The sequence below is a fragment of the Shigella sp. FC1544 genome (assembly GCF_001722145.1).
Classification (GTDB): Bacteria; Pseudomonadota; Gammaproteobacteria; order Enterobacterales; family Enterobacteriaceae; genus Escherichia; species Escherichia coli.
Genome location: NZ_MECT01000333.1, coordinates 30,693 through 46,534, shown reverse-complemented (window position 1 = coordinate 46,534; position 15,842 = coordinate 30,693). Strand labels below are relative to the sequence as shown.

At 53.0% G+C, this 15,842-nt stretch carries 12 protein-coding genes and 4 pseudogenes; 4 read left to right on the top strand and 12 right to left on the bottom strand.

Annotated elements, in window-relative coordinates; translation table 11 throughout:
* Positions 1-25 precede the first annotated feature (25 nt).
* On the top strand, positions 26-514 hold the full coding sequence (locus BGK49_RS15715; protein ID WP_000389260.1) for a YbjO family protein: 489 nt from the start codon (positions 26-28) through the stop codon (positions 512-514).
* Positions 515-554: 40 nt separating this feature from the next.
* Positions 555-1,681: pseudogene (gene rlmC, locus BGK49_RS15710) on the top strand (23S rRNA (uracil(747)-C(5))-methyltransferase RlmC).
* A gap of 174 nt (positions 1,682-1,855) precedes the next feature.
* On the opposite strand, the pseudogene artJ reads toward rlmC, so the two are convergent.
* From artJ to BGK49_RS15680, 6 genes and pseudogenes are all read right to left on the bottom strand, one after another.
* Positions 1,856-2,588 (bottom strand): annotated as a pseudogene (gene artJ / locus BGK49_RS15705) (arginine ABC transporter substrate-binding protein ArtJ).
* Positions 2,589-2,878: 290 nt separating this feature from the next.
* Positions 2,879-3,547 carry an arginine ABC transporter permease ArtM gene (gene artM, locus BGK49_RS15700; protein ID WP_000464491.1) on the bottom strand — a complete coding sequence of 223 codons (669 nt, stop codon included), beginning with the start codon at positions 3,545-3,547 and terminating at the stop codon, positions 2,879-2,881.
* Positions 3,547-4,262 (bottom strand): annotated as a pseudogene (artQ, locus tag BGK49_RS15695) (arginine ABC transporter permease ArtQ). Before artQ ends, artM begins: the two are co-directional and overlap by 1 nt.
* Positions 4,263-4,268: 6 nt before the next feature.
* A complete protein-coding gene (artI, locus tag BGK49_RS15690; protein ID WP_000756569.1) occupies positions 4,269-5,000 on the bottom strand; it encodes an arginine ABC transporter substrate-binding protein ArtI in 732 nt (243 codons plus the stop codon).
* Between the two features lie 17 nt (positions 5,001-5,017).
* On the bottom strand, positions 5,018-5,746 hold the full coding sequence (gene artP, locus BGK49_RS15685) for an arginine ABC transporter ATP-binding protein ArtP (RefSeq protein ID WP_000027205.1): 729 nt from the start codon (positions 5,744-5,746) through the stop codon (positions 5,018-5,020).
* A gap of 217 nt (positions 5,747-5,963) precedes the next feature.
* A complete protein-coding gene (locus BGK49_RS15680) occupies positions 5,964-6,479 on the bottom strand; it encodes a lipoprotein (protein WP_001270744.1) in 516 nt (171 codons plus the stop codon).
* 125 nt (positions 6,480-6,604) lie between these two features.
* Here BGK49_RS15680 and BGK49_RS15675 point away from each other — a divergent pair, with 125 nt between their 5' ends.
* Positions 6,605-6,928, top strand: coding sequence for a heavy metal-binding domain-containing protein (locus BGK49_RS15675; RefSeq protein ID WP_001160737.1), 324 nt, complete (start codon positions 6,605-6,607; stop codon positions 6,926-6,928).
* Positions 6,925-7,755: an N-acetylmuramoyl-L-alanine amidase AmiD gene (gene amiD / locus BGK49_RS15670; RefSeq protein ID WP_001255167.1), complete on the top strand. Its 831-nt coding sequence runs from the start codon at positions 6,925-6,927 to the stop codon at positions 7,753-7,755. Before BGK49_RS15675 ends, amiD begins: the two co-directional genes overlap by 4 nt.
* Here the strand turns inward: amiD and BGK49_RS15665 are convergent.
* From BGK49_RS15665 to hcp, 6 genes and pseudogenes are all read right to left on the bottom strand, one after another.
* Entirely contained in the window at positions 7,752-8,765 is a 1,014-nt protein-coding gene (locus BGK49_RS15665; protein ID WP_005043094.1) for an NAD-dependent epimerase/dehydratase family protein, read from the bottom strand. The genes amiD and BGK49_RS15665 overlap by 4 nt on opposite strands.
* Positions 8,766-8,863: 98 nt before the next feature.
* The gene (locus tag BGK49_RS15660) at positions 8,864-10,294 is read right to left on the bottom strand and encodes an SDR family oxidoreductase (RefSeq protein WP_001136554.1); all 1,431 of its coding nucleotides are present in this window, start codon (positions 10,292-10,294) and stop codon (positions 8,864-8,866) included.
* A gap of 10 nt (positions 10,295-10,304) precedes the next feature.
* Entirely contained in the window at positions 10,305-11,306 is a 1,002-nt protein-coding gene (gene ltaE, locus BGK49_RS15655) for a low-specificity L-threonine aldolase (protein ID WP_000566373.1), read from the bottom strand.
* A 36-nt stretch (positions 11,307-11,342) separates the two neighbouring features.
* On the bottom strand, positions 11,343-13,061 hold the full coding sequence (gene poxB, locus BGK49_RS15650; RefSeq protein ID WP_000815362.1) for a ubiquinone-dependent pyruvate dehydrogenase: 1,719 nt from the start codon (positions 13,059-13,061) through the stop codon (positions 11,343-11,345).
* A 132-nt stretch (positions 13,062-13,193) separates the two neighbouring features.
* Positions 13,194-14,162, bottom strand: coding sequence for an NADH oxidoreductase (hcr, locus tag BGK49_RS15645; protein ID WP_000178677.1), 969 nt, complete (start codon positions 14,160-14,162; stop codon positions 13,194-13,196).
* 11 nt (positions 14,163-14,173) lie between these two features.
* Positions 14,174-15,825: pseudogene (gene hcp / locus BGK49_RS15640) on the bottom strand (hydroxylamine reductase).
* Between the last annotated feature and the right edge of the window lie 17 nt (positions 15,826-15,842).

The following is a 15,842-nucleotide window of genomic DNA, read 5'->3' as shown; positions in this document are numbered from 1 at the left end:
CCGCGCATGCCGCGGCATTGTTTTCATGGAAGACGAAACGTTGGGATTTTTTAAGAAAACATCTTCATCTCATGCTCGCCTGAATGTGCCTGCGCTGGTGCAGGTAGCGGCGCTCGCCATTATTATGATCCGTGGCCTCGACGTGCTGATGATTTTCAATACGCTGGGCGTGCGCGGTATTGGCGAGTTCATTCATCGCAGCGTACAAACCTGGAGCTTAACGCTGGTATTTTTAAGCAGTCTGGTGCTGGTTTTTATCGAGATCTGGTGTGCGTTTTCACTGGTGAAAGGGCGTCGCTGGGCGCGCTGGCTATATCTGCTGACACAAATCACCGCCGCAAGTTACTTGTGGGCGGCTTCGCTGGGGTATGGTTATCCGGAGCTGTTCAGCATTCCCGGTGAATCAAAACGTGAAATCTTCCATAGCCTGATGCTGCAGAAGCTGCCGGATATGCTCATCCTGATGCTGCTGTTCGTTCCCTCGACCAGTCGGCGGTTCTTCCAGTTGCAATAATGTGTATAATCGTCGCCCCTGATGATGTGAAGGTCAATGTATGCAGTGCGCACTTTACGACGCGGGTCGCTGTCGTTCCTGTCAGTGGATAACGCAGCCGATTCCAGAGCAACTCTCCGCTAAAACCGCCGATCTTAAAAATCTGCTCGCCGATTTTCCGGTTGAGGAATGGTGCGCGCCGGTGTCAGGCCCGGAACAAGGGTTTCGTAATAAAGCCAAAATGGTGGTGAGTGGTAGCGTTGAAAAACCACTGCTCGGTATGCTGCATCGCGATGGCACGCCGGAAGACCTTTGTGACTGCCCGCTTTATCCTGCCTCTTTTGCGCCCGTTTTTGCGGCGCTAAAACCGTTTATCGCCTGTGCGGGGTTAACGCCCTACAACGTGGCGCGTAAGCGTGGCGAACTGAAATACATTCTGCTGACTGAAAGCCAGAGCGATGGCGGCATGATGCTGCGCTTTGTACTGCGTTCTGAAACCAAACTGGCACAACTGCGTAAGGCGCTGCCGTGGTTACAGGAACAACTACCGCAACTGAAAGTTATTACCGTCAATATTCAGCCGGTACATATGGCGATTATGGAAGGGGAGACGGAGATCTACCTGACTGAACAACAGGCGCTGGCAGAGCGTTTTAATGACGTACCGCTGTGGATCCGTCCGCAAAGTTTCTTCCAGACTAATCCGGCGGTCGCCAGCCAGCTGTACGCTACCGCGCGCGACTGGGTACGCAGCTGCCAGTTAAACATATGTGGGATCTGTTCTGCGGTGTGGGGGGCTTTGGTTTACACTGCGCGACGCCTGACATGCAGTTAACCGGGATCGAAATTGCGCCAGAGGCCATTGCCTGTGCAAAGCAGTCAGCCGCTGAACTGGGCTTAACTCGTTTACAATTTCAGGCGCTGGACTCCACTCAGTTTGCCACTGCTCAGGGGGAGGTGCCGGAGCTGGTGCTGGTTAACCCGCCGCGCCGCGGCATTGGTAAACCGCTGTGTGATTATCTCTCAACGATGGCACCGCGTTTTATCATCTACTCCAGCTGTAACGCCCAAACTATGGCGAAAGATATCCGCGAACTGCCTGGGTTTCGCATCGAACGGGTACAGCTTTTTGATATGTTCCCGCACACCGCGCACTATGAAGTGCTGACGCTGCTGGTGAAGCAATAAAAAAGCCGCAGGTGCGGCTTCAGATTGCTGATCAGGTGCGCTTTGTTCATGCCGGATGCGGCGTGTACGCCTTATCCGGCCTACAAAATCATGCTAAATCAATACATTGCAGAGTTGATGTGGGCCAGATAAGCGCAGCGCATCAGGCAATCTTACTTTTGTCATCAGTCTCAATTACTGCGGGAACCACTGGTCATTGATTTTCTGATATGTACCGTCAGCTTTAATTGCTGCCAGCGCGTTATTCAGTTTTTCCAGCAGAGCTTTGTTATCCGGACGTACAGCGATGCCCAGACCGGTGCCGAAGTATTGCGGATCGGTCACTTTTTCAGTAGCAACGCCCAGTTGCGGATTGGTTTTCAGCCATTCGTTTACCACCGCTGTGTCACCAAATACCCCATCAATACGACCATTTTTCAGATCGATAAAGGCATTCTGATAACTGTCATAGGAGACAGTTTTCACTTCGGGGTGCTGATCCTGAATATATTTCTGGTGCGTGGTGCCGTTTTCCATCCCAATACGTTTGCCTTTCAGATTGGCAAACGTTTGTAGGTAGTCTTTTGTTTGCAATCACGACGGCTGAGTTTTCATAGTAGGGCGTGGTAAAAGATACCTGCTTGCTACGCTCGGGCGTGATATCCATACCGGAGATTACGGCGTCATATTTTCTGAATTTCAGTGACGGGATCAGGCTGTCGAACGCGTGATTAGTAAAAGTACATTCTGCCTGCATTTGTTTGCACAAGGCTTTTGCCAGATCGATATCAAAGCCGACAATCTCATTATTAGCACCTATAGATTCAAAGGGTGGATAGGTGGCTGAAACGCCAAAATTGATTTTCTCTGCGGCAGAAGCACCGAAAGTAAAGGAAGCAAGTAAAGCGGCAAGAACTAACTTTTTCATGATGGAACTCCCGTCTGTCAATCTTATGATTTTTGGCCGTGTCTGCGGCATGGGATAATAATGTCATCAAGTGAATTTATATGCAATAAATATGATTAAATAATTTAAATGAAATAAAAAAAGACGGATAACTTAGTGAGTTGTCCGTCTTCATTATAAGAATTTATGCACTATGTAGGCCGGATAAGGCGTCCACGCCGCATCCGGCACAGGCACCGTGCTGATGTCTGATGCGACGCTGGCGCGTCTTATCAGACCTACAAACCCCCCGGCGAATGTACGCAGCTACATTAATTCCGCCGTTCGAATGCCAGTGCTTTGCGCTCGATCAGACGCATCATCAGCGTCAGCAGGCCGTTGACGACCAGGTAAATAATCCCTGCCGCACCGAACACCATTACATCGTAGGTGCGTCCGTACAACAACTGGCTGTATCCCATCACTTCCATCAGCGTAATGGTGTAAGCCAGAGAGGTACTTTTGAACACCAGCACCACTTCGTTGGAATAAGAAGAGAGCGAGCGTTTAAAGGCATACGGCAGCAGGATCGCCAGCGTATCTTTTTTGCTCATTCCCAGGGCGCTACAGGACTGCCACTGACCTTCTGGGATCGCACGAATTGCACCGTAAAACAGCTGCGTGGTATACGCCGCACTGTTCAGCGATAACGCAATCAGCGCACATAACCACGGTTCTGACAACAAATGCCACAGTGCCGGATACTCCTGCAAAGTCGGAAACTGGCCCGGCCCGTAATAAATCAGGAAGATCTGCACCAGCAGCGGCGTACCGGTAAACAGCGTGATATAACCCCGCACCAGCCACACCAGCACCGGCGTTTTCAGCGTCAGGATGATGGTAAAAATCAATGCCAGAATCAGTGCCACAATCAGCGAGGCAACGGTTAGCGTCAGGCTGGTGTGTAGCCCTTTCATCAGTTCGGGTAAATACTCAAACATTAGCTGGGCCTCCGCTCAAAACGTGTCGCGCGCAGGTCAATGCGTTTGAGAATGTACTGACTGAGCAGGGTGATCACCAGGTAAATCGCCGCCGCCACAATGTACCAGGTAAATGGTTCCTGGGTACGAGTAGCGATGCTTTTTGTTTGCAGCATTAAATCATTCACACTAATCAAACTGACCAGCGCGGTATCTTTCAGCAGCACCAGCCACTGGTTACCGAGGCCAGGCAGCGCATGACGCCACATCTGCGGCATCACCAGACGGAAAAAGATAGCCGATTTCGACAGCCCCAGCGCCTGACCAGACTCCCACTGACCCACCGGCACCGCTTTCAACGCGCCCCGAAGCGTTTGCGAGGCATAGGCGGCATACAGCAGTGACAGAGCGATGACACCACAAAGGAACGGGCTAACGTCGAAGTTCTCAATGTCCATCTGCACTGGGATCTGCACGAACCCAAGATTGATAGTGAAGCCATCCGAAAGCGTCAGCAGCAGCTGCGAGGAGCCAAAATAGATAAACAGCACCACCAGAATTTCTGGCAGGCCACGCAGAATGGTTACCAGCGCTGAACCTGCCCACGCGACAGGACGCCATTTTTCCGACTCCCATACCGCAAAGAACATCGCCAGCGCCAGCCCGACAATCAATGCACAAACGGCAAGGCCGACGGTCATCCCGGCGCGCTTGCTAAAGGAAAAAATTCATTCATCAGGAATTACTTCTGGAACCATTTGTTGTAGATGGTTTCGTAAGTGCCATCTTTCTTCACTTTTTCCAGCGCAGTGTTGAGTTTCTGCTGCAGCTCAGTGTTGCCCTGACGTACCGCGATGCCGAGGCCAGTGCCGAAGTAATCTTTATCGGTCACTTTGTCGCCCACCGCCGCCAGTTTCGGGTTATCTTTCAGCCACTCAGTGACCACTGCGGTGTCACCGAAGACGCCGTCGATACGCCCGTTTTGCAGATCCAGTTTTGCGTTCTGGTAGCTGTCATACGGAACGGTGGTGATTTCCGGGTGCTTATCCATAATGAATTTCTGGTGTGTCGTCCCGTTCTGTACGCCGACTTTTTTGCCTTTCAGCTGATCAACACTGGTGTATTTGCCTTGCTGACCCACAAACAGGGCAGAGTTGTCATAGTACGGGGTGGTAAACAGCACCTGCTTTTCACGCTCCGGAGTGATATCCATGCCCGCCATCACGGCTTCTACGCGACGGAATTTCAGGCTTGGGATCAGGCTGTCAAACGCCTGGTTAGAGAAAGTGCAGGTTGCATCAATCTCTTTACACAGCGCTTGTGCCAGGTCGACGTCAAAACCAACGATCTGGTTGTTTGCATCAATCGATTCAAACGGAGGATAGGATGCTTCGGTAGCAAAACGAATGGTTTCGGCAGCTGTGGCGGAAAGACTAAAACCTGCAATTAACGCGGCAATCAGAACTTTTTTCATTGTTGTTATCCCGAATCTTAGTGAGAGAGATAGTTTTTAAATGCTTCGGTTTGCGGCTCGGTAAAGCAGCTCGCGTCGCCTTGTTCTACGATATGACCATTTTCCATATACACCACTCGGCTGGCGGTTTTACGCGCCACTTCAACTTCGTGGGTGACGATCACCTGGGTAATATTCGTTTCTGCCAGCTCACGAATGATGCTGACGATTTGTGCCGTAATTTCCGGGTCCAGTGCGGCGGTCGGTTCATCGAACAGCAGTACCTGCGGTTCCATCATCAACGCACGGGCAATAGCAACACGCTGCTGCTGACCACCAGAAAGATGCAGCGGGTAACGATCGCTATAAGGTTTGAGACGCAGACGTTCCAGCAGTTTTTCTGCACGGGCCAGCGCCTGATCTTTACTCAACCCCAGTACACGGCAGGGCGCTTCAATCAGGTTTTGCTGCACGGTCAGATGCGGCCACAGGTTGTATTGCTGAAACACCATGCCAACGTTACGACGCAAATCGCGAATCGCTTTGTCAGAGGGTGTTTTGGTGAAATCGAAATGGTTGCCTGCAATGTTGAGCGTACCGGAGCGCGGCATCTCAAGCAGATTGAGTACACGCAGCAGCGAGCTTTTACCCGCGCCGCTGGGGCCAAGTAACACCAGCGTTTCGCCCTGTGGGCAATCCAGCGTGATATCGAACAGCGCCTGATGCGCGCCGTAGAAGCAATTAATGCCGTTTAATTGAATACTCATTGACACTCGTATACTGGCAGTCTGATAGCTATTGAGGTCGAAGATAGTACCGTTGACAGAATAATTATGCAATATTTCTGCTTTAAAAGTTAAAAGCAAAGCGCATTATTCAATAAACATAGCACAAAATAACGGGGGCGGTGGTCGGCGAGCATAAATGTCGGCATTCCTCACGAAATGCCGGACAATTTACGGGGTTTATTGGTTGTTCAAGGCGTTAGCGATTCTCGATGGACTGACGGAGCGTACCCGCCGTGGCATGAACGCTGCCGCCTAAGTAGCGTACATCGTCGATCACCCAACACTGGCCTTCCTGAATCATTAACACTTCATCCTGCCAGCTCTGATCACCCTGTTTTAGATCCACACGCAGAGGAATATTTCGCGCATCACGATTCGGGATTGTTGAGGCACTGGCAACACGGGCGCTCTCTGGCAAGGTTGTGCGACTGGAGAATGGATCGTTGGTCAGTAGTTCCCGATGGTTATTATCCCGGGAGGCATCGCTAAGCAGTGTCGCCAGTTTGTCGCTCAGATAAGGGCGCAAGGCGGTGATGTCGTTGCTGCGGTGCAAAATGCGGTAGTCATAAAATTGCTGGGCCACGTTACCCGGGCCTCCTTCAACGCAAGGACCACTGCGTGTGCCGTTATCTTTATAAGCTGGAGTGACTGTGGTGCAGGCACTGAGGAGCAGTGCGCAGGGGATAAGCATTGTCAATTTGCTGTAGCGCATAATGATTTCCTTATAAGCGATCGCTCTGAAAGCGTTCTACGATAATAATGATATCCTTTCAATAATAGCGTATCAGTCTGATAATGCTTTTGAGATCGAAGGCTTAGCAAACAAGGAGATCGATCATGCAATTTTCTACAACCCCAACTCTGGAAGGCCAGACCATCGTTGAATATTGCGGTGTGGTGACCGGCGAAGCGATTTTAGGTGCCAATATTTTCCGTGATTTCTTTGCCGGTATCCGCGATATCGTTGGCGGACGTTCCGGTGCGTATGAAAAAGAACTGCGTAAAGCACGGGAGATCGCCTTTGAGGAATTAGGCTCCCAGGCGCGGGCGCTGGGGGCCGATGCCGTCGTCGGTATTGATATCGACTACGAAACGGTCGGGCAAAACGGCAGTATGCTGATGGTTAGCGTCAGCGGTACGGCGGTGAAAACGCGTCGATGAGAAGAGTCTTCTGGCTGGTCGCTGCCGCTCTGTTATTGGCAGGGTGTGCAGGCGAAAAAGGCATTGTCGAGAAAGAGGGATATCAGCTTGATACCCGACGCCAGGCGCAGGCGGCGTATCCGCGCATTAAAGTGCTGGTGATCCACTACACCGCAGATGATTTTGATAGCTCGCTGGCGACACTGACCGATAAGCAGGTCAGCTCGCATTATCTGGTCCCTGCGGTACCACCGCGATACAACGGTAAACCGCGCATCTGGCAACTGGTGCCGGAACAAGAACTGGCCTGGCATGCGGGGATTAGCGCCTGGCGCGGGGCAACGCGCCTTAACGACACCTCTATTGGCATTGAGCTGGAAAACCGTGGCTGGCAAAAATCGGCCGGAGTGAAATATTTTGCCCCGTTTGAACCGGCACAGATTCAGGCGCTTATTCCACTGGCGAAAGATATTATTGCCCGTTATCACATCAAGCCGGAAAACGTAGTGGCACATGCGGATATCGCACCGCAGCGCAAAGACGATCCGGGGCCATTATTTCCCTGGCAGCAACTGGCGCAGCAGGGGATTGGTGCTTGGCCGGATGCGCAGCGGGTTAACTTTTACCTTGCCGGGCGCGCGCCGCACACACCGGTAGATACCGCGTCATTGCTGGAGCTTTTGGCGCGCTACGGTTATGACGTTAAACCTGATATGACACCGCGCGAGCAGCGGCGCGTGATTATGGCATTCCAGATGCATTTCCGCCCGACGTTATATAACGGCGAAGCGGATGCAGAAACTCAGGCGATTGCCGAAGCATTGCTGGAGAAATACGGGCAGGATTAGCGCGGCAGTTTTCCGTGGTCGCGTAGCCAGGCGGCAGTTTTCTCGATACCTTCATCCAGGGTGATGACCGGCTGATAACCTAACTCTTCCTGCGCACGCGTAATATCCAGCGTAAAGTCAAAATTCAACTTGGAGACGCCGTAGTGGGTCAGCGGCGGCTCTTTTGCTGACTTGCGGCCTAAACGCTCCATGCTGCGGGCGATCATATCCAGCATCGGGTAGGGGACGGAACGAATACGACAGTCAATATTCAACTCGTCGATCAGCTTCTGCACGATGCTGCACAGTGTGCGATGCTCGCCGTTGGTGATGTTGTACACACGCCCGGAAGGTAGCTTATCGCAGGCTTCCTGGCTTGCCAGCCACATTGCGTGCACGGCATTTTCATAGTAGGTCATATCGACCAGCGCACTGCCGCCATGCGGTAACAGAATACTGCCGTAGTGGTGCATCATATGCGCCAGACGGGGAATAAAGACTTTATCGTGCGGTCCGAACAGACTTTGTGGGCGCAGAATAGTAAAGCGCGTTTGTGGATTCGCCTGCGAAAACATATTGATCACTTCTTCGCTGGCTGCTTTGCTGCGGGCAAACTCGTTGGCGAAGCGGTGAGGGCGAAAATCTTCTTTAATATCGCGATGGTGGTGATAATCGAAGTACAGGGAGGGGGAAGAGATATGAATAAAGTTACGCACACCCCAGGCGACAGCCCATTCACCCAGGCGGCGAGTGGCGCGAACGTTAGCCAGATCGAAAGCCTGTTGTGTCCCCCAGGGTGAGGTAAAGCTGGAGCAGTGCCACAGCGTATCAATGCCCGCGAGCATCACTTTAGCTTGTGATGAAACCAGCTCGGTCAGATCCGCCGGAACAAACTCTGCGCCCATTTTTTCCAGCAATTTGCCCATTGCCTCGTTGCGACCGGTCGCTCGCACGCTGATGCCTTTCTGGCATAAAAACTCTACCGCGTTTCGACCTAAGCCGCTGGTGGTGCCGGTAACCAGTACCTTCATATCAATCCACTGTTGTTGAGAAAATAACGTGCGCATTCTTCCGTGATTTCCCCCATGATGCAATGGGAAACATGAAAGAATAACGCAGGTTTTGTCGATTAATCTGTGCTTTGTTCTGCCAGTCTGGCGATTTGTTTTGCCATTCCGCGAAAAATAAACAGATGCGCGGGGATCATCAATAACCAGTAAAACAGCCCCGGCATACCGTGCGGATGCCAGAAAGCGCGGACATCGATAGTACGATAGTCGCCTTTATCTTCCAGGCTAAAACACAGTCGTCCCAGCCCCGGCGCTTTCATGCCAAATAACAACGTAAGTTGTTTTTCCGGTTCAACGACAATCACTTTCCAGCTATCTACCGCATCGCCAGTCTGTAAATATTCGCGCTCCGGGCGGCCTTTCGCCAGCTTATGACCGATCGCGCGGTCCATCAACGCCCGTGTCTGCCACAAAATATTGCCAAAGAAATAACGCTCTTTACCGCCGATTTGGTTCACTACCTGCCATAAAGCAGCAAGGCTGGCGGACGTTTTAACGGTAAACCCCGCCTGTTTGGCAAAATAACCGTACTCCGGTCGCCAGCGGGCAAAGGCCTGAGCGTCGTAGCCCCAGTCGCTGGAGTTGACCAGTTTTTCCTCCTCTTTCAACGTGCTACGTACCGCGTCATCGAAAGCGATCAGCCGTTGTGGGATGAGTGCACGTAGCGCGGTATCATCCGCCAGCAGATCGTGTTTCAGCCCCTGAATCAACGCCCTGGCGGTGGTGGGCGGTACGGAAGTAATCACATTGAGAAACCACACCGAAATCCAGCGGGTGGGGAGGGGGATGGGGATCAACCAGCGGCGCTTACCGCTCACCGCCATAAAATGTTCAAACTGTTGCTGATAACTGAGCACCTCTGGTCCGGCGGCTTCGAAGATGCGGTGTTCGCTGGCCGGATGATCTAACAACGCCACCAGATAGTGCAGCAAGTTTTCCAGCGCGATGGGCGTGGTGCGTGAACGTACCCAGCGTGGCGGCGTTAACACTGGCAGGTTGTAGACCATATCGCGCATGACTTCGAACGCCGCTGAACCTGCGCCAACGATAATTCCGGCCCGAAGTTCGGTCACAGGTACATTCGCTTCACGAAGAATGTCCGCCGTAGCCTGACGAGCACGCAGATGATCCGACTGCTCATGTGGCGGGGCCTGCAACGAACTGAGAAAGATTAATTGCTTAACTGGTACTTCACGTAGCGCATCGCGGACGTTGAGAGCCACCTGGCGCTCCTGAGCGATAAAATCGCCGCCTTCGCCCATGCTGTGCACCAGAAAATAGACGGTATCGATATCCTGCAACAGGGCCGGAAGGTTATCCGGCCAGCTGAGATCGACTTTATGGCAACTGACGTTTGCCAGTTGCAGCTTTGCAAGCCTGTCGACATGACGTGCTGCCGCCAGGATCTGATGCCCTTGCTGGCTGAGTGTGCGCACCAGATGCTGACCAATGTAGCCACTGGCACCGAGAACTAAAATGCGTTGCGGCACGTCTCTCTCCTTAACGCGCCAGGAATGCGCGCCAGTGGGCGGCGACTTCCGCCAGTTGTTCGCGCGAGACGTCAAGATGCGTCACCAGGCGGACAATCGGCGAGGCGTTAATCAGCACGTTTCTCACTTTCATGTATTCGCCTAACGCGGCAGCATTTTCTTCCCCGACGCGAACAAACAGCATATTAGTGTCCTGACGCATCACATCCGCGCCTGCTTCACGCAGTTGCTCCGCCATCCAGGCGGCGTTGTCGTGATCTTCCTGCAACCGTGCGACGTTATTTTTCAGGGCATACATCCCGGCGGCAGCCAGAATCCCGGACTGACGCATCCCGCCACCGGCCATTTTCCGCCAGCGGATGGCACGTTTAATGTAATCACGATTACCGACGAGTAATGAACCGACTGGCGTCCCAAGACCTTTCGACAGGCAAATGGTGAACGAATCACAATATTGCGTGATCTCTTTCAGTTCGCAGCCGTAAGCCACCACGGCATTAAAGATGCGCGCACCGTCAACATGCAGCGCCAGATTGCGCTCGCGGGTAAATTCCCATGCTTCTTTCAGGTATTCACGCGGCAGCACTTTGCCGTTGTGGGTGTTTTCCAGACTGAGTAATTTGGTGCGGGCGAAATGGATATCGTCGGGTTTGATTTTCATCGCCACTTTATCCAGCGGTAGCGTGCCGTCGGCAGCCGCGTCGATGGGTTGCGGCTGAATACTGCCCAGCACCGCTGCGCCACCGGCTTCAAACAGATAGTTATGCGCGGCCTGACCGACAATATACTCTTCGCCACGTTCGCAGTGACTGAGCAGAGCGACCAGGTTGGCCTGAGTGCCGGTAGGCAGAAAAATGGCGGCTTCTTTACCGGAAAGCTCTGCTGCATAGTCCTGCAGAGCATTAACGGTAGGGTCGTCTCCGTAAACGTCGTCCCCAACCGGGGCGGCCATCATCGCTTCGAGCATGGCGCGGCTCGGTCGGGTAACGGTATCACTGCGTAAATCAATCATGGCATGTCCTTATTATGACGGGAAATGCCACCCTTTTTACCTTAGCCAGTTCGTTTTCGCCAGTTCGATCACTTCATCGCCGCGTCCGCTGATGATTGCGCGCAACATATACAAGCTAAATCCTTTGGCCTGTTCGAGTTTGATCTGCGGTGGAATGGCTAACTCTTCTTTGGCGACCACCACATCCACCAGCACCGGACCGTCGATGGAGAAGGCGCGTTGCAGGGCTTCATCAACTTCAGACGCTTTTTCTACACGGATACCCGTAATGCCGCACGCTTCGGCAATGCGGGCAAAGTTTGTGTCGTGTAGTTCGGTGCCGTCAGTCAAATAGCCACCAGCTTTCATCTCCATCGCCACAAAGCCCAGCACGCTGTTGTTAAAGACGACAATTTTCACTGGCAGTTTCATCTGCACTACTGAGAGGAAATCGCCCATCAACATGCTAAAACCGCCATCGCCGCACATGGCGACCACCTGACGTTCTGGCTCTGTCGCCTGCGCACCCAGCGCCTGCGGCATGGCGTTAGCCATCGAACCGTGGTTAAACGAACCTAACAGGCGACGCTTGCCGTTCATTTTTAGATAACGTGCCGCCCACACCGTTGGCGTACCAACGTCACAGGTGAAAATAGCGTCATCGGCGGCAAAATGACTAATTTGCTGCGCCAGATATTGCGGGTGAATGGCTTTCTCGCTTGGTTTAGCTAAATCGTCCAGCCCTTTGCGGGCGTCGCGGTAATCTTCCAGCGCTTTATCCAGAAACTTGCGATCGGCTTTTTCTTCCACCAATGGAAGCAATGCACGCAGAGTCGACTTGATATCGCCGACCAGTGCCATATCCACCTTGCTGTGAGCGCCGATGCTGGCTGGGTTGATATCAATCTGAATGATTTTGGCATCGGTCGGGTAGAAGGCGCGGTAGGGAAATTGCGTGCCGAGTAGCACTAACGTGTCGGCGTTCATCATGGTATGGAAACCTGACGAGAAGCCGATTAACCCGGTCATTCCAACATCATACGGATTATCGTATTCGACATGTTCTTTACCGCGCAGGGCATGAACAATAGGCGCTTTAATTTTCCCGGCAAACTCAACTAACTCTTTATGCGCCCCCGCGCAGCCGCTGCCACACATCAGGGCGATATTGCTGGAATAACGCAGCAGTTGCGCCAGTTTGCGTAACTCTTCTTCTTCCGGCGTCACGACTGGTTGTGGCGCATGATACCAGTGCGTGGTTGCCCCTTCTGGCGCAGGTTTTAACGCCACGTCGCCTGGTAACACGACAACCGAAACGCCACGGTTAAGCACCGCTTTGCGCATGGCAATCGCCAGTACTTGTGGGATCTGCTCCGGGCTGGAAACCAGCTCGCAATAGTGACTACATTCGCGGAATAGCTCTTGTGGGTGGGTTTCCTGGAAATAGCCGCTGCCAATTTCGCTGGAGGGAATATGAGCGGCAATCGCCAGTACCGGAACGTGATTGCGGTGGCAATCAAACAGGCCGTTGATTAAGTGCAGGTTGCCGGGGCCGCACGATCCGGCGCAGACCGCCAGTTCTCCGCTAAGTTGTGCTTCAGCGCCAGCGGCAAAGGCCGCCACTTCTTCGTGGCGGGTGGACATCCACTCGATGGTGCCCATGCGATTAAGACTGTCACTAAGACCATTCAGAGAGTCGCCTGTGACTCCCCAGATGCGTTTCACCCCTGCCGATTCGAGTGTTTTGGCGATATAAGCTGCAACCGTTTGTTTCATGGTTCTCCATCTCCTGAATGTGATAACGGTAACAAGTTTAGTTCATCTGACGGAGGGGGAAGGGATGGGAGAGAAAGGAGGCACTAACGGTTAAATAGCCCGATGAAAGGAATATCATCGGGCATAAGGCGATTATGCGAGAACCAAATCCCCCTGCGGATGGCAGGAGCAGGCCAGTACGTAACCTTCAGCGATTTCGGCGTCGGTCAGCGTCATTGTACTGCTCACCGTATATTCACCGGAAACCACTTTTGTCTTACAGCAGCCGCAAACACCCGCACGGCAGGCAGCGACAACCGGAACGTTATTGCTTTCCAGCGCCTCCAGTAGCGTGGTGCCAACCGGGGCGTAAAATTCTCGTGCCGGTTGCAGTTTGGTGAATTTCAGACCGCTGGTCGCCGCTTCTGCTACTGGGGTGAAGAATTTCTCTTTAAAGAAACGCGTCACGCCGAGCGCTTTCACTTCCTGCTCTACCCAATCCATATACGGAGCCGGGCCGCAGGTCATCACGGTACGTGAAGCTAAGTCAGGTACACCTGCCAGCAGTTCGCGAGTGAGACGACCAGCGATAAAGCCTTCGGTAACGTTATTTTCTGCCACCAGCGTTACCGGATAGTTACGCCACTCATCGGCGAAAATAACATCCTGCGGCGTACGCACGTTGTAGATCACCCGCACATCGGCCTGTGGACGGTTCTTCGCAAGCCAGCGACGCATCGACATAATCGGCGTGACGCCGCAGCCTGCCGCCAGTAACAGGAATTTATCTTCTGCTTTATCGTCGCAGGTAAATTCCCCCATCGCGTCCGAAAGCCAGAGATAATCACCGCGTTTTACATCGCGCGTCAGCCACTGGGAGCCGACACCGTCATCAATCCGCCGCACGGTCAGGGTGATATATTCACTCACGCCTGGCGTGGAGGAAATGGTGTAAGCACGCAGCGTTTCCGCTGAGTTTCGCACGCTGACCAGTGCATATTGCCCGGCGCGATATGGGTAGTAATCGTGGCAAATCAGGGAAATCGTCCACACATCCGGCGTTTCTTGCGTAATGTGATGAACCTGCATCCGCCACGGGCATTGATTCGTTGGCATCGTCATCGACAAACTCCTTACGCGCTCAACAGTTGCTTCATGTCTTCTTCAACAGTGGTGATAGAACGCAGGCCGAATTTCTCGTTCAGCACCGCCAGCAGGTCTGGTGTCAGGAAACCAGGTGCAGTCGGGCCGGTGACGATATTTTTCACGCCCAGAGAAAGCAGCGTCAGCAGAATGACGATCGCTTTCTGTTCAAACCAGGAGAGCACCAGCGACAGCGGCAGATCGTTCACACCACAGCCCAGTTTCTCTGCCAGAGTGACAGCCAGAATAATCGCTGAGTAAGCATCGTTACATTGACCTGCATCTACCAGACGCGGCAGACCTTCGATATCGCCAAACTCAAGTTTGTTAAAGCGATATTTACCACAGGCGAGGGTCAGGATCAGGCAGTCATCCGGCACGATGGTGGCGAAATCGGTGAAGTAGTGGCGCTCGCCGCGTGCGCCGTCACAGCCACCAAGCAGGAAGATATGACGCAGTTTTTCACGGCTCACCAGATCAATCAGCGTATCAGCAGCGCCAAGCAGCGTCTGGCGACCAAAACCCACGGTGATAAGGTGCGGAATTTCGCTGTACGGGAAGCCTGCCATCTGTTGCGCCTGGGTGATAACCGCAGAGAAATCATCACCGTCCAGATGACGCACGCCAGGCCAGCCAACAATGCTGCGGGTCCAGATACGATCGTCATAAGCGCTTACGGTTGGGTCGATGATGCAGTTCGAGGTCATCACGATGGGGCCAGGGAAACGAGCGAACTCCACTTGCTGATTCTGCCAGCCGCTGCCGTAGTTACCGACCAGATGCTTGAATTTACGCAGCTCCGGGTAGCCATGCGCAGGCAGCATTTCGCCGTGGGTGTAGACATTAACGCCCGTGCCTTCGGTCTGTTCCAGCAGGTTGTAGAGATCTTTGAGATCGTGACCGGAAATCAGAATGCATTTACCCGCCGTCGCTTTGACGTTGACCTGGGTTGGCGTCGGGTGACCGTATTTACCGGTTTCGCCTGCATCCAGAATGCTCATCACTTTGAAGTTCATCTGGCCGATTTCCATTGAACACTCAAGAAGCGCGTTCATATCGGCAGGCCAAGTCCCCAGCCACGCCATGATTTTATGGTACTGGGCATAAATATCGTTGTCGTATTGACCGAGAACATGCGCGTGTTCCATATAGGCCGCCGCACCTTTCAGGCCATACAGGCACAGCAGACGCAGGCCGAGAATGTTTTCGCCAATCGCCGCTTTATCTTTGTTAGGGGTAAATTCTGCTGCCTGACGTTGCAGCTCGCCGAGATCATCGCTCACCAGTTGCAGGTCAGCCATCGGGTTATCGACGCGCGCGTGGCATCTACAGCCAGGCATTGTGCTTTCAGCGCCTCGCGCAAGGCAATCGCTTCACGAGCGTAGCCGACAATACGAGGAGAATCGAAGTTAACGTTGGTCAGGGTTGAGAAAAAGGCACGTGGCGCGAAGCTGTCAACATCGTGGTTGATGATGCCGTATTCACGCGCTTTTACCGCCCAGGCAGAAAGCCCTTGCAGCGCCGCGATGAGTAAATCCTGAAGGTCAGAAGTTTCCGCCGTTTTACCACACATCCCCTGCGCGTATGAGCAGCCGTTTCCTGCCGGAGTACGGATAGTTTGTTCACATTGCACACAAAACATGATCACACCTTTTAAAG

Bases quoted from the DNA above. Each gene is read 5' to 3' on its own strand.
- BGK49_RS15675 (WP_001160737.1), top strand. From the start codon at position 6,605: ATGCAATTTTCTACAACCCCAACTCTGGAAGGCCAGACCATCGTTGAA.
- BGK49_RS15680 (WP_001270744.1), bottom strand. From the start codon at position 6,479: ATGCGCTACAGCAAATTGACAATGCTTATCCCCTGCGCACTGCTCCTC.
- artP (WP_000027205.1), bottom strand. From the start codon at position 5,746: ATGAGTATTCAATTAAACGGCATTAATTGCTTCTACGGCGCGCATCAG.
- artM (WP_000464491.1), bottom strand. From the start codon at position 3,547: ATGTTTGAGTATTTACCCGAACTGATGAAAGGGCTACACACCAGCCTG.
- artI (WP_000756569.1), bottom strand. From the start codon at position 5,000: ATGAAAAAAGTTCTGATTGCCGCGTTAATTGCAGGTTTTAGTCTTTCC.
- BGK49_RS15665 (WP_005043094.1), bottom strand. From the start codon at position 8,765: ATGAAGGTACTGGTTACCGGCACCACCAGCGGCTTAGGTCGAAACGCG.
- hcr (WP_000178677.1), bottom strand. From the start codon at position 14,162: ATGACGATGCCAACGAATCAATGCCCGTGGCGGATGCAGGTTCATCAC.
- poxB (WP_000815362.1), bottom strand. From the start codon at position 13,061: ATGAAACAAACGGTTGCAGCTTATATCGCCAAAACACTCGAATCGGCA.
- amiD (WP_001255167.1), top strand. From the start codon at position 6,925: ATGAGAAGAGTCTTCTGGCTGGTCGCTGCCGCTCTGTTATTGGCAGGG.
- BGK49_RS15715 (WP_000389260.1), top strand. From the start codon at position 26: ATGGAAGACGAAACGTTGGGATTTTTTAAGAAAACATCTTCATCTCAT.
- ltaE (WP_000566373.1), bottom strand. From the start codon at position 11,306: ATGATTGATTTACGCAGTGATACCGTTACCCGACCGAGCCGCGCCATG.